15 protein-coding genes are annotated in these 13072 nt (G+C 52.2%); 5 read left to right on the top strand and 10 right to left on the bottom strand.

Features of this window, described 5'->3' with window-relative positions; translation table 11 throughout:
* Positions 1-10: 10 nt before the first annotated feature.
* Positions 11-466 carry a PaaI family thioesterase gene (locus DDT56_RS13980; protein ID WP_136167056.1) on the top strand — a complete coding sequence of 152 codons (456 nt, stop codon included), beginning with the start codon at positions 11-13 and terminating at the stop codon, positions 464-466.
* A complete protein-coding gene (ccrA, locus tag DDT56_RS13975; RefSeq protein WP_210417031.1) occupies positions 438-1730 on the top strand; it encodes a crotonyl-CoA carboxylase/reductase in 1293 nt (430 codons plus the stop codon). Before DDT56_RS13980 ends, ccrA begins: the two co-directional genes overlap by 29 nt.
* Here ccrA and DDT56_RS13970 read toward each other — a convergent pair.
* Genes DDT56_RS13970 through DDT56_RS13960 form a run of 3 tightly spaced genes read right to left on the bottom strand, consistent with a single transcriptional unit; the run spans position 1697 to position 4761 of the window.
* Positions 1697-1960: a hypothetical protein gene (locus DDT56_RS13970; protein ID WP_136167055.1), complete on the bottom strand. Its 264-nt coding sequence runs from the start codon at positions 1958-1960 to the stop codon at positions 1697-1699. The two genes, ccrA and DDT56_RS13970, sit on opposite strands and share 34 nt — an antisense overlap.
* Entirely contained in the window at positions 1947-3368 is a 1422-nt protein-coding gene (locus DDT56_RS13965; RefSeq protein ID WP_136167054.1) for a DASS family sodium-coupled anion symporter, read from the bottom strand. The genes DDT56_RS13970 and DDT56_RS13965 overlap by 14 nt, the downstream gene beginning before the upstream one ends.
* A 40-nt stretch (positions 3369-3408) precedes the next feature.
* Positions 3409-4761: a class-II fumarase/aspartase family protein gene (locus DDT56_RS13960; RefSeq protein WP_136167053.1), complete on the bottom strand. Its 1353-nt coding sequence runs from the start codon at positions 4759-4761 to the stop codon at positions 3409-3411.
* 242 nt (positions 4762-5003) lie between these two features.
* On the opposite strand from DDT56_RS13960, the gene DDT56_RS13955 reads away from it, so the two are divergent.
* Positions 5004-5738 (top strand): GntR family transcriptional regulator, encoded by a 735-nt coding sequence (locus tag DDT56_RS13955; RefSeq protein ID WP_136167052.1) that lies wholly within the window; start codon positions 5004-5006, stop codon positions 5736-5738.
* Between the two features lie 9 nt (positions 5739-5747).
* Here DDT56_RS13955 and DDT56_RS13950 read toward each other — a convergent pair whose 3' ends face one another.
* The 3 genes from DDT56_RS13950 to DDT56_RS13940 form a co-directional block, all read right to left on the bottom strand.
* Entirely contained in the window at positions 5748-6272 is a 525-nt protein-coding gene (locus DDT56_RS13950) for a GNAT family N-acetyltransferase (RefSeq protein WP_136167051.1), read from the bottom strand.
* Positions 6269-6544, bottom strand: coding sequence for a type II toxin-antitoxin system TacA family antitoxin (locus DDT56_RS13945; protein ID WP_136167050.1), 276 nt, complete (start codon positions 6542-6544; stop codon positions 6269-6271). Before DDT56_RS13945 ends, DDT56_RS13950 begins: the two co-directional genes overlap by 4 nt.
* A 130-nt stretch (positions 6545-6674) precedes the next feature.
* Complete coding sequence (locus tag DDT56_RS13940) at positions 6675-7559, bottom strand: LysR family transcriptional regulator (RefSeq protein ID WP_136167049.1); 885 nt, start codon at positions 7557-7559, stop codon at positions 6675-6677.
* Between the two features lie 108 nt (positions 7560-7667).
* Here DDT56_RS13940 and DDT56_RS13935 point away from each other — a divergent pair, with 108 nt between their 5' ends.
* Both DDT56_RS13935 and ydfZ read left to right on the top strand, forming a co-directional pair.
* Positions 7668-8747, top strand: a complete 1080-nt coding sequence (locus tag DDT56_RS13935; protein WP_136167048.1) for a tartrate dehydrogenase — start codon at positions 7668-7670, stop codon at positions 8745-8747.
* Between the two features lie 227 nt (positions 8748-8974).
* Positions 8975-9181: a putative selenium delivery protein YdfZ gene (gene ydfZ, locus DDT56_RS13930; protein WP_136167047.1), complete on the top strand. Its 207-nt coding sequence runs from the start codon at positions 8975-8977 to the stop codon at positions 9179-9181.
* Positions 9182-9296: 115 nt separating this feature from the next.
* Here ydfZ and DDT56_RS13925 read toward each other — a convergent pair whose 3' ends face one another.
* The 4 genes from DDT56_RS13925 to DDT56_RS13910 all read right to left on the bottom strand — a co-directional run bounded on the left by DDT56_RS13925 (position 9297) and on the right by DDT56_RS13910 (position 13030).
* On the bottom strand, positions 9297-9983 hold the full coding sequence (locus DDT56_RS13925; RefSeq protein ID WP_136167046.1) for a GntR family transcriptional regulator: 687 nt from the start codon (positions 9981-9983) through the stop codon (positions 9297-9299).
* Between the two features lie 178 nt (positions 9984-10161).
* Positions 10162-11445 (bottom strand): TRAP transporter large permease, encoded by a 1284-nt coding sequence (locus tag DDT56_RS13920; RefSeq protein ID WP_136167045.1) that lies wholly within the window; start codon positions 11443-11445, stop codon positions 10162-10164.
* The gene (locus DDT56_RS13915) at positions 11442-11921 is read right to left on the bottom strand and encodes a TRAP transporter small permease (RefSeq protein WP_136167044.1); all 480 of its coding nucleotides are present in this window, start codon (positions 11919-11921) and stop codon (positions 11442-11444) included. Before DDT56_RS13915 ends, DDT56_RS13920 begins: the two co-directional genes overlap by 4 nt.
* 80 nt (positions 11922-12001) lie before the next feature.
* Positions 12002-13030, bottom strand: coding sequence for a C4-dicarboxylate TRAP transporter substrate-binding protein (locus DDT56_RS13910; RefSeq protein ID WP_136167043.1), 1029 nt, complete (start codon positions 13028-13030; stop codon positions 12002-12004).
* Positions 13031-13072: the final 42 nt, after the last annotated feature.

The following is a 13072-nucleotide window of genomic DNA, read 5'->3' as shown; positions in this document are numbered from 1 at the left end:
GAGAGATGCAATGCCTAAAGAGACTATTGCGCGAAATTTCAATGAATCGGCCCTGTTTAAAAGTTTAGGGTTCCACATGGTAGCCATAAATGAAAATTCCGTGGTGATGGAAATCAGCGATGACAACCCATGCCACCAGGGAGGGTTCGGGATATTAACCGATACAGGTATTAATGGTGCCGTTATTAGTGCGGCAATGGAATCGGCCATCGGCATATGCGGATATTATGCCTTTGGCTGCAAGCCCGCGGGCGTAATTGAGCTTTCGGTGAAAATACTTCGGGTAATACGCAAAAAACCCTGTCGGGTCGAAGCCTGCGTCGGCAAGAAGAATAGCGGTCTTGCCTTCATCTCCGCCACGCTTTACAGCTCTCGCGGCGGGGTTTGCGCGCAAGCGACGGGGATCGTGGTAACCAGCGGAAAAAGGAATGAATGTGATGAAAACGGTAACAGCAATGGAAAATGAAAGCATGGCGATGAACGTTGATATTCCGGAAACGATGAAAGCCTATATCATTCGACCTGAACGTTATGGCGATCCTATTAACGCGATTAAAGGTGAAATGGTTAAAGTACCCGCATTATCACCGAAGCAGGTTCTTATTCATGTGATGGCCGCCGGGCTTAATTACAATAATGTATGGGCGGCGTTAGGAAAGCCCGTCGATGTCATTTCCGCCCGCAAAAAGAAATACCCGGACGCCGAATCTTTTCATATTGGCGGTTCTGAAGCGTCCGGTATCGTTTGCGCCGTTGGCAGCGAAGTGAGCAACGTGAAACCGGGGGACGCGGTCGTTGTATCCTGCTCCGTGTACGACGCCACGTCCATCGAGTCCCGCCTGTCGCCTGACCCGATGTTTACACGTACTCAGGAGATTTATGGCTATGAGCGAAATTATGGTTCTTTTGCGGAATACACGCGCGTGGAAGATTACCAGTGTTTTCCCAAACCTGCGTTCCTCTCCTGGGAAGAAAGCGCCACGCTGATGCTTAATGGCCCCACGGCATATAAGCAGCTCACCCATTGGGTGCCTAACCATGTAAAACCCGGCGACGCCGTGCTCATCTGGGGGGCGGCGGGCGGACTCGGGTCGTTATCGGTTCAGATTGTCAAGGCGCTGGGAGGACTGCCTGTCGCCGTTGTCTCCAGCGATGAAAAAGGCAAATACGTGCGCGATCTTGGCGCGGTGGGTTATCTTGTCAGGAAAAAATATCATCATCTCGGCAGACTTCCCGATCTCACTTCGGAGGCGTATTCCTCCTGGTCCAGAGCATTTGCAAATTTCAGACGCGACTTTTTTAAGGCTTTGGGGAAAAAAGAGCTACCCAAACTGGTCATTGAACACTCAGGCCAGGACACATTCCCCACGTCATTGCAAATCTGCGATCGCTCTGGAATGGTCGTCACCGTCGGCGGAACATCCGGCTATAACTGTGATTTTGATGTGCGACATCTTTGGATGCTTCAGAAACGAATCCAGGGCTCTCACTATGCCAATATCCGGGAATGCAGAGAATTTTTACACCTGGTTAATCAGAAAAAGATTGTTCCGACGATGAACCGGCTCTTTGAGTTTGCAGAGATACCTTATGCCCATCAGGAGCTAATGACCGGAAAAATACATGGGAACGCCGCGATACTGGTGAATGCCCCGTCCCGGGGGCTAGGAGTCATGACTGAACAGACAGGACGTGTTCACGAAAAGAAACCACAAACAGCAACCATCTGAAAATATCCAAGCGTCAAATTAAGGAAAGAGGCATCATCAAACGGATAATGATCCTTATATATCCACCATTTGACTCGCCCGTAACTATCTGATTTATCATCTGAAAAGTGATATTCAAGATAAAAAAAGGCAAATAGATATGTGATTTTCGGCTGGAGATTAAACAGGCCGCGCCCTAAAGCACAGGATGCGGCCTCTGGCTGTTTATCACCTCGCTTAATAATATCCAAGCAATTTCCACCAGGCCAGGCCGACGGCGAAAATCAGGATAACGTTGACGGTGACCACGACGAAATTGATCTTGTAGAAACGCGCGCGTTCAAAATAGCCCTGGGCGAAATAGATCGGTCCCGGACCGCCGCCGTATTCGGTGGTGCTCCACATCAGGTTACTGAAAATGCCAAAGCAGATGGCGACCATCATTGGGGGAGCGCCGGCGGCGATTGCGGTGGCGGCGAAGGGAACATACAGCGCCGCGACGTGTCCCGAGGCGGTGGCGAAGAGGTAGTGAACATAAATATACAGCACGCCGAGCAGGACAAATGTCTGCATGGCGCCGAAGCCCTGCACCGAATTGCCGAGTATCACCGCCATCCATTTAATAAAGCCCAGGTCGGATAACCCGCCGGCGAGGCTGATGATCACGCTAAACCAGATAACGGTATCCCAGGCGGCGTGATCCTTCAGCAGATCCTTCCAGTCAACGGCGCGCACGGCGAACAGATAGGCAGCCAGCCCGAGCCCGACCGAGGTGGCGGATAAACCGGTAATCAGACTGGTTCCCCATCCGGCAAGGGCGAGAATAAAGCCAAGCGTCACTTTTTTCTCCACCGCGGTCATGGGGCCCAATTCCTGTAGAGAACGACGCCCCATTTCTTTGGCTTCGGGAGTGCGTTTTAGCTGCGGATTCAGCATCTTGTATACCAGCAGCGGCATCAGACAAAAACAGACCAATGCCGGGACCACCGCGGCGATAAACCATCCGCCCCAGGTAATATCCACCCCCAGCGAATTTTTCGCCAGGCTGCTGACCAGCGGGTTGGCCGCCATACCGGTCAGGAAGATGGCGCCGGTGATCGGCGTAAACTGAAAGCAGACCATGGTGAGAAAATCACCGATCCTTTTCCCGCTTTCGCCGGGCGCCGATCCTAAAACGCCGTTGATCGAACGGGCGATGGGGAAGATGATCCCGCCGGAACGCGCGGTGACCGAAGGCATCGCCGGGGCCATAATCAAATCGGAAACGCCCAGTGAATAGGCGATGCCCAGACTACTGCCGCCGAACAACGAGAGCATTTTATAGGCGATGCGCTTTCCCAGACCGGAAGTCACAAACCCCAGGGAAAGAATATAGGCGCAGAATATCAACCATACGGTTCCGCTGGAAAAACCGGATAACGCTTTGGCTTCGGTTAATGTTTTGGTGAAAATGGTCACGCAGAGCGCAATTAACATCACCGCGCCGGAGGGCAATGGCTGCGTCAGAATTGCCGCGATAGTCGCGGCAAAAATGGCGAACATATGCCATGCCTGGGGCGTCAGACCTGTTGGTATTGGGGAAAACCAGATAATTAACCCGATGGCAATGGGAATAACCGCCGCGGTTATCTTTTTCCCCCTGGATGATTCAGATGACATTATCGTCTCCTCAATCGCTAGATAGCTTGATTACCGGGGGTTAATTCCGACCGGCCGAACTTTTCAATACCTGGTCGACCATGGCGGGGGCCATGCCAAGGTAATTGGCCGGATTGGTCAGTTGTTCAATTAACGCCGGATCAAGGCGGCTGGAGACGCTGGGCATGGCGTTGAGGACATCGGCAAGCCGTCCGCCCTGCTCATTTACGATGCGGCAGGCGTCGTAGACGATATCGTGCGCGTCCTGACGGCCGATATGCGGCGCCAGCCCCATCATCACCGCTTCGGCGACGATCAGCCCCTTGGTCATATCAAGATTTCTGGCCATGGCTTTTTCATCGACAATCAGGCCGCTTAACATAAATTTGGCCTGATTCAGCGCGCCGGCGGTCAGTACGAAACTTTCGGGAATGGCGATCCACTCCGCGTGCCAGGGTCCGGTTGCGCGCTCTAAATCCTGCACCATGGCGTCCAGCATTAATCCCGCCTGTTGACGCACGCCTTTGGCGCAGGCCAGCATTAATTCGCTGGAGATAGGATTACGTTTTTGCGGCATGGTGCTGCTGGCGCCGCGGCCCTTGACGAAAGGTTCATACAGCTCGCCGAATTCGTTGGACGCCATCAGCATGACGTCATAAGCAATTTTGCCCAGTGAACCGGTAATGAGCGCCAACAGGTTTATCGCTTCCGCAAAACCGTCGCGAGCCACGTGCCAGGTTGAAACCGGAACGCCCAGGCCGAGCTCTTCCATCATGGCCTTTTGCACTTCCAGCCCCTTATCGCCCAGCGAAGCCAGCGTACCGGCGGCTCCGGCGAATTCGCCGACCAGAATTCGCGGACTGGCCTGCGCAAGGCGCTCCTCATGGCGGTCGAAAATATCGAGCCAGATAGCGGCCTTATAGCCAAAGGTAATGGGCAATGCCTGCTGCAGGTGGGTGCGGCCGGCCATCGGCGTGTCCCGGTAACGCTGCGCCAAATCAGCCAGCGCTTTACGCAGCGTTTTAATATCGGCCTTGATAAGCGCGAACGCGTCCCGAATTTGCAACACCACGGCGGTATCCATAATGTCCTGGGTGGTGGCCCCCCAGTGAACATACCCCCCCGACTCTCCGGCCTGTTTAGAGATTTGATGCACCAGAGGAAGAATCGGATAGCCGACGATTTCCGTTTCATGGCGTAATAGGTCAAAGTCCAGCGTGTCCGCATCGCATTTGGCGGCGATTTCCAGCGCCGCCGCTTTGGGAATAACGCCACAGCGCGCCTGGGCCTTGGCCAGCGCAATTTCCACTTCCACGTATTTGCGGATCAGTTCGTGGTCGTCAAAAACAGCGCGCATTTCCGGGGTGCCGAAAGCATCACGAAATAAAATGGAATCAAGTACATTGGAAGCCATAAAAGAATCCTTAATAAATGATAAGAGTGATAAAATGCGCTGGTCTTGGTCCAGAATACGGTGCATGGCCTGTTGAATGCCGTCTGGCGTGAAGACGCACGCAGCCTGATAGATGTACGGACACGCTCAAATGTCCGTACATTTAACCCGTTTATGAAAATAAATGTCCGGACATTTAAAGGGAAGTTTTTTTGGGCTTCTTTGTGATGCGGATCATTAACATTTATTGAAAGCCGTTACTTATGAAAGAATCGTTGTATAAGCGCATCGCGCGCGAACTGGTTCAAAACATAGCGTCCGAACATTTTCCCGCCGGCTCGCTGCTGCCTTCCGAACTGGAGCTGTGCGAACAGTATCAGGTAAGCCGCCATACGGTGCGCGAAGCACTGCGCGAGCTGACGGAACAGGGTTTGATTCTGCGACGCAAGGGGATCGGCACCATCGTTGCGGACAAGCCCGCGAACAAGGGGCTTAACCATCCGTTGGAATGCCTGGAGGATTTATTCTTTCTGGCGAAAAACAATCTGCGGGTGGTGAAAAAGATCGACGAAGTCGTCGCCGATTATGAGCTTTCGCGGATCATCGGCTGTAAACCGGGTTCGCGCTGGCTTCATATCGCCAGTATCCGTGAAGACAGTGAAAAGAAAGATGCGCCGATTTGCTGGACGGACAGCTATGCGAGCACCACCTACGCCAAAGTGCGCCGACTGGTGCGCAGCGATCCCTTTGCGTTAATCAGCGACTTAATTGAAAAACATTACGGCGTGCAAAGCGAGGAAGTCCGGCAGACCATCTCCGCGGTCACGGTTCCCGCCAAAATCGCCAAATCACTTGGCGTGGAGAGCGGTTCGCCCGCGTTGAAAATTGTGCGCCGCTATATCGATCGGCACGGCAACACCTTTGAAACGACGGTATCGATCCATCCGGCCGACAGATACACCTGCTCCATTGTGCTGAAGCGCCAGAGCAGCAGATAAACCGGATAATTACAATTTTCCCGCCAACATCAACGCGTTGTGAATTGTTTTAAACGATAAAAGCAATGTCTGCGCTGCATCACGCAACGGTAGCGCACCATAACCTTGATACCACCGGGCTATTTGCTCATTCTTGGCATCAATAAGAAGCGCGACGCCGCCAGCCTGAGCGGCGACAAGCATGCTGCGACGCCCTGCCGCGAGCAACAGTTGCCCGCCTAAACCTTTTCCCTGGACGGTACGGTCGACCGCCAGACGCCCCAGCCGGAATACAGGCACCTCGTGTCGAGCCAATCCCCGCGAGATAATGGCAGGCGTGCGCTCATAAGCGATGCAGGCTGGACTAAGCGTATAAAAGCCAAGGATCTTACTTCCGCCGCCTTCGATCGCCAGATAGGTTTTTGCTCCGCCATTTTCATGACTTTGCCTGGCGTGACGCTGTAAAAACGTATTCAACGCGCTGTCGCCACAATCGAAGGCTTTGCGGTCGTGATGTTTTTCTATCGCCTCTTCACGCCAGTCAGAGAGGGTCATTTTTTCTCCGGTAACGCAAAAGCCGCCGCTAATAGCTTTTCGTTCGGCGCAGGAGGTTCATCCAACAGCGCCAATACTCTCAGGCTGTCTCTTTCCGTCAGTGCAATACGCTCATTTTGCTCAATAACCGTGCGGGCCGCCGACATAACGTTTCTGATAACAAACTCGGTTAAATTGGTATGCTGTAATGCAGCCGCCCGCATCAGTAAGGTCTTGTCATCGGGCGCGATGCGTAAAGAGACTCTCTCATTTTCTACGGGTATCTGAGGCATAACCTTTACTCCAGCGTTTACATTAAGGATAGAGGTTAAATTGTACGTTTTTATCAAATAACAATCAATTTGTGCGCTTTTAATGCGTACAAGATAACTGAACGGATATTGGAAATAGGTTAAGCGCGCATCACCGCAAACACTCGGTTAAATAATCAATAAACGCAATAATTCTCGCCGGCACGTGTCGGCGCTGCTGGTAAACCGCGTGGATATCCGCCGCCGGAGTGGCGAAATCGGTCAACAGCGCCACCAGTTCGCCGCGCGCGAGATAATCTCTGACGTCCCAGAACGAGCGCAAAATAATGCCGTGCCCGTCAAGCGCGTAGCACATAATCACTTCGCCATCATTACTCGACAGGCTGCCGCAGACTTTATGGGTAAATTCCTTGCCGTCCTGGTAGAAACGCCATAATGAATAATCGCTTTCAAACTGCCGCAGCACAATACAGTTATGTTCGGACAGATCGGCCACCGTCTTCGGGGTGCCGGCGCGGGCAATATAGGCCGGCGACGCGCACAGCGCCCGGGGATTATCCAGCAACTTTCGCGCAATCAAACGCGAATCGGGCGGTTTCCCCACGCGGATATCGATATCGATTCCGGCGTCCAGCATGTTGACCGGCTGGCTGGAGAGCTGGAGCTGCACTTCAAGGCCGGGGTGCAGCCGTGAAAAAGAGGAAATCAGCGGCGCAATGTGTCGGCGGCCAAAACCAAAGGAGGCATTCACCGTCATCTTGCCGCATAGCGAACGCTGATTTCTGGCGACGGCGCTTTCCAGTTCGGTGATTTCTTTCAGTATCGGCGCCGCCCCTTCGGCATAAAGAATACCTTCCACCGTCAGGTCCAAACGCCGGGTGGTGCGTTGTATCAGCTGTACGCCAAGCCGCTTTTCCAACTGCGTCAGCCTTTTGCTGACCGCGGGCAGGGAAAGGCCAAGCTCGCGGGCCACCGCCGTCAGGCTGCCTAACGATGCAATACGGCTGAAAAAGAATAGATCGTTAACCGATGACATGGATTCTTCTCTTAAATTCAACAGTAACTTGCCATTTAGGCTAATTGTTCACCATTTACCAAAGAAATACACTCAATTAAACCCTCGAATAGCAACAAGGAACCTCTGATGGCGGTAAAACAGCACAGCATCGCCGTAATACCCGGTGATGGCATAGGTAAAGAAGTGATGCCCGAAGGCGTGCGCGTAATCCAGCGCGCGGCGGAAAAGTTCGGCGTCGACATACGCTGGGACTGGTTCGATTTCTCCAGCGCCGACTACTATCTCAAGCATGGGAAAATGCTGCCGGATGACTGGTTCTCCACCCTGAAAAATTATGACGCGATCTATTTCGGCGCGGTGGGCTGGCCTGAAATCGTGCCGGACCACGTTTCTTTATGGGGCTCGCTGCTGCAATTCCGCCGGGCGTTCGATCAGTACGTCAACCTGCGCCCCTGCCGGTTAATGCCCGGCGTCAAAGCGCCGCTTGCCGGCCGTAATCCAGGCGATATTGATTTCTACGTGGTGCGGGAAAACACCGAAGGCGAATATTCCAGCGTGGGCGGAACCATGTTTGCCGGCACCGATCGGGAAATCGTTATTCAGGAAACGGTGATGACGCGCGTGGGGGTCGATCGCATCCTCAAGTTTGCCTATGAACTGGCGATGAAGCGCCCGAAAAAACACCTGACTTCCGCCACGAAATCGAACGGTATCGCCATCACCATGCCATACTGGGATAGCCGGGTGGCGGAAATGGCGAAACAGTATCCGCAGATCAAGGTCGATAAATTCCATATCGATATTCTGACCGCCAATTTCGTCCTGCACCCGGACTGGTTTGACGTGGTGGTCGCCAGCAATTTATTCGGCGATATCCTGTCGGATCTGGGGCCGGCCTGTACCGGCACGATCGGCATCGCCCCTTCCGCCAACATCAACCCGGAGCGCCATTTCCCCAGCCTGTTCGAACCCGTTCATGGCTCCGCTCCGGATATCGCCGGCAAAGGTTTGGCCAACCCTATCGGCCAGATATGGTGCGGCGCGATGATGCTGGAGCATCTGGGCTATGCGCAGGCCGGCGCGGCGGTACTGCACGCCATTGAAAGCGTATTGTCCCAGGGCCCGCAGGCCGCGCCGCTTACCCGCGATCTCGGCGGCAGCGGCAATACGGAAACCTTGGGAAGAGCGATAGCGGACCGGCTGTAACGCCGCGCCATCCGATTGAAAGAGAGGTAGATTTCAATTGCGCCGCCGGTGTTAACGCAATATTGTCGGCAGGATAAAATAGTGATCTATATCTCATTTTTTAGCAAAGCCTGTTATAGCGCCGGGGTTCATAGACGGATTTTCTATAAAAACCGCAATCCGCTGGTGATGACTTTTTGAGAGCAGTAGGATCGATGCGGTTTTATCGTCAAACGAAGGAGGTTAGTGTGTACAAGGCGTATGACAGATATAGAAATCCGCTCGATCTCGGCTGCCGCGTGATGCAAAGCGATTCACGCCTGGTCGGCACCATTGCGGCCATTCATGCGGAAAATCTGAAACGTGAAGAAGTCCGGCGCGCCAAGTGCGTTGAACTAAAAGGCGTTAATGGGTACTTTGCCCCTCAGGAGCTAATGCGTCTCGGCCGTTCCTGATTTTCGGGATGGACGGTTTTATCACGCAAGGTTCTGATTATTCGGGCGTCGTTCCGTCGCCCGATATTGTGTTTCCCGCATAGGCATTCTTATTCCCACCCGCAAACGCCACGGCTCACGAACGCTCGAACCAATCGCTGTTCTGCTGGGCGATGGGCGTAATCGAGTAAATCAATTCCTGTAAGTGTTCACGAATCGCCCGCTCGGCCGCATCGGGATCTCGCGCCTTCAACCCATTGAAAATAATATAATGTTGCTGAATAAGGCTCTCCGGCGGGGAGACCTGGCTTAAACTGAGGAAGCGGACTCTGTCCATGGTCGCTTTAATCGACTCAATGGTTTCCCACGCCAGCGGGCATTTGGCAATCTGGGTCAAAAACTGATGAAAACTGTCGTCAAGGCTGAGAAACTCGCGCATCTGTTCATTCTGCGCGGCCAGTTCCTGGCGGCGCAGGTTATGTTCCAGCATCAATAATTGCTCGTCGGTGACCATTTCCGCCGCGCGGCGAACGATGGCGCACTCCAGCGCCTGACGAATAAAACGGGCGTCGGCCACCCGTTTTTCGGAAATTTTCATCACGAAGGTGCCGCGCTGCGGCAGTATCTGCACCAGTCCGGCCTCGGCCAGCTTGATAAACGCCTCTCTCACCGGCTGGCGAGACACCGCAAAACGCGTTGATATCTCTTTTTCGGACAGCAGCTTACCCGGCGGAATGGTGCATTCCACGATGTCTTTACGCAACACGCGGTAAATTTGCTGGTTTACTGGTTCATTGTTGTTGATCTGAAAAGGAGTGTCCATACATCCGCTTTTTTACTCAGAATAGTTATTGATTATGATACATGCATACTTGAGGCCGCATCTATCATCTTTTCCCTATTGAATCTGGTGACGTTTGGCAATAGGGGCCATTAACGATACCGGGATGCGCCATACCGCCGCGACCGGCAAGTATGACGCATACGACGTTTCCCCATGCTTATGGCATTAGCAGATTAGGCAAAAACATCACCGTCTGCGGGAAAACAAACAGAATGGCGACAAAAATCAGGAACGCGATTAAATAGGGAACCGAGGCTCTCATAAAATGCAGCGTGTCGCATTTCAGAATACCGCAGACCGTATACATACAGATCCCGACCGGCGGCGTATTCGCCCCGAGCAATGTCAGGGTAATAAACATTATGCCGAAGTGAATCGGGTCATAACCAATCTCCGTTACAATAGGCAGCAGTATCGGCGTCAATAATAAGATCAGCGGGCTGGCATCCAGAACCATGCCGATGATCAATACCAGTGCAAAAATCAACAGCATGATCCCCACCGGGCTCTCGGTAAAATCTGTAATCAATTCGGTCATCGCCTGAGGCAATTGATCCAATACGCTGATATGTCCCAGAATAAAGGCGGCCATCACCAAAAGCATAACAATACCGAGATCGCTTATGGTTTCCGTCAGCGTATCGAGAATGCCCTGCCAGGTGAGTTCCTTATAGATCAGTCCGCCGACAATCAGCGCATAAAGCACGATGAAAGCGCCCGCTTCCGATGTGGTAAATAGCCCTAAGCGAATCACGACAATCAGAATAACCGGGAACATCAATGCCCAGAAACCACGGCGGAAACTTACCGCAACCTCTTTGAATGTCGGTTTTGATAACGTTTCCGGCTGGATCTTCATTCTGCGGGCCATGATGTAATTGGTGATCATCAGCGTAACCGTCAGCAGAAAACCGGGAATAATACCGGCCAGGAACAGTTTACCAATCGACACATTTCCGACAAAACCGAACAGTATCAGCAAAATACTGGGAGGCAAGGTTGCGGTTATCAATGACGCGAAAGCGATAACCACCGAGGTATAGGCTCGCGGATAACCCCGTTCAATCATGGAGAAACCCAGCATGCGCGACTGCATGGACGCATCAGCCACCGCCGAGCCCGCCACGCCCCCCATAAGCATGGCCAGTAATACGTTGATTTGCGCCAGCCCGCCGATCATCCACCCCGTTAATAAACGGGCAAAATCCAATAATCTTTCGGTGATGCCGGTACGCGTCAGTAAATTTCCGACAAGAATAAACAAGGGCACGGCAACCATCGGAAATGACTGGGTAGGCGCGGCGAATTTTTGAAAAGCGATTCCCAGAGGCAAAAAGTCGGATGTAAAAAAATAGGCCAGGCTTGAGATGGCGATAACGAATCCAATCGGCATGCCGATCAGCATAAACAGGACAAACAACAAGCCGGTTAACCACATCATGACAAGTTTCCTTCTACAGAAGAGGATCTGGCGGAATTTACTTTCTCAATCAGTTGTTCAATGCAGGTAACCATAATCAATAAACACCCGGTCGGGACCGCGGCGCTTAAAAAAACATGATTGATTTCCGAAACCGGCAATACGTGGGCGCGCGTATCCCAGGTAAAGAAATACCCGGCGTAGGTGCCAAAGCCAAGAAAGGAAATGATCAGAATCTTATTAAGGTAATCAAGCGCGTTTTGTATTTTTTCCGGCAGGCGTTTTGATAAAAAATCGATCCCCATATTGCGATGATTCGCCTGGGCATAATGAATAGAGAACATACTGATCCATGCAAATAATACCATCGCTATTTCAATAGACCAGATTAACGGGTAGCCCACACAACGTCCAATAGCCGCAACCAAAATAAGTATTACCATGGCGATAAACATGATTTTGGCAATAGCTATTTCTATTTGGATGATTTTTTTCATCTGCGATCTCTCAAACTGCGATCTCTCAAACAACGTCCCGCCGCCAAGACGGGACCGGAACAGCGCATGTGCATATGACATTATTCGGCGTTAAGCGCCTGTTGCAGACTTTCCCTGGCCTGTTGCAACCCAAGTTTACTGGATACGTTGGCGCAGGCTTTAACAAAAGGCTCCAGGTCGATGGCGGCAATCGTCGCTCCGCTTTTCGCCATTTTATCCAACACCGTATTGCTCTCCTCGATGATCTTCTGGGACGCATAGGCACCGGCATTATAGGATTCTTCGTGGAGTATCTGCTGAAACTCGGCGGGAAGCTGATCGAACCATTTACTGCCGACAACGATGGAGGTCATTAAATGGTAGTGGTTGGTCTTGGTGATATATTTAGCCACTTCATTGAGTTTGGAGCCATATAGCGCCGTTGGGTGAGCTTCCGCGGCATCGACAACGCCGGTCTGGATGGCGGAATAGACTTCTGACCAGGCCATCGGCGTCGGCGCTCCCCCCATGCAATTAATCATTTCAATAACAATAGGCGCGTCGGGCACCCTCACTCTGACGCCCCGCAGGTCCGCCGGCGTGGAGAAAGGCTTTTTGGTGATCATCATCCGGGAACCCTGATACCAGTTGAACGAGAGGCTTACCAGACCCGACTTGCTCTGCAAGCGAGATTCCCATTCCTTGAAAAGCGGCGTTGCCACAAGCTTTGAAGCCTCTTCATAGTTCGATAACAAGAAAGGAGCATTCAGTATCGCCAACTCGGGCACAAATTGCGCCAACCGGCCGCCGTCGGTCAACACGCCCACGTTGCTTCCAACCTGAGCCTGTTGAATCAATTCTCCGTCGGCACCCAACTGACCGCTGGGAAACAGCCTTACCCTCACCTGTTTATCGGTGCGTTTCTCAACGTTTTTCTTAAACTCCTTAAACCCGGCATAAATAGGGTCATCAGGAGCCAATGCGGTACTTAAATTAAATTCATACGTTTTGGCTGCCAGCGAGGAGAGGGTAAAGAGTGAAAGTAATGTTCCCAATACGATTGTTTTAAACATTCGCCCAGGGGACAAACGAATGATTTCATTTTTTACTCTTAATGTATTTTTTAACATATTGTCTATTCTCCAGAAGAAACGTAATAGATTTAAACTGAC

It is taken from the genome of Brenneria corticis, assembly GCF_003115855.1.
Classification (GTDB): Bacteria; Pseudomonadota; Gammaproteobacteria; order Enterobacterales; family Enterobacteriaceae; genus Brenneria; species Brenneria corticis.
This window is presented reverse-complemented; position numbering and strand designations above follow the sequence as displayed.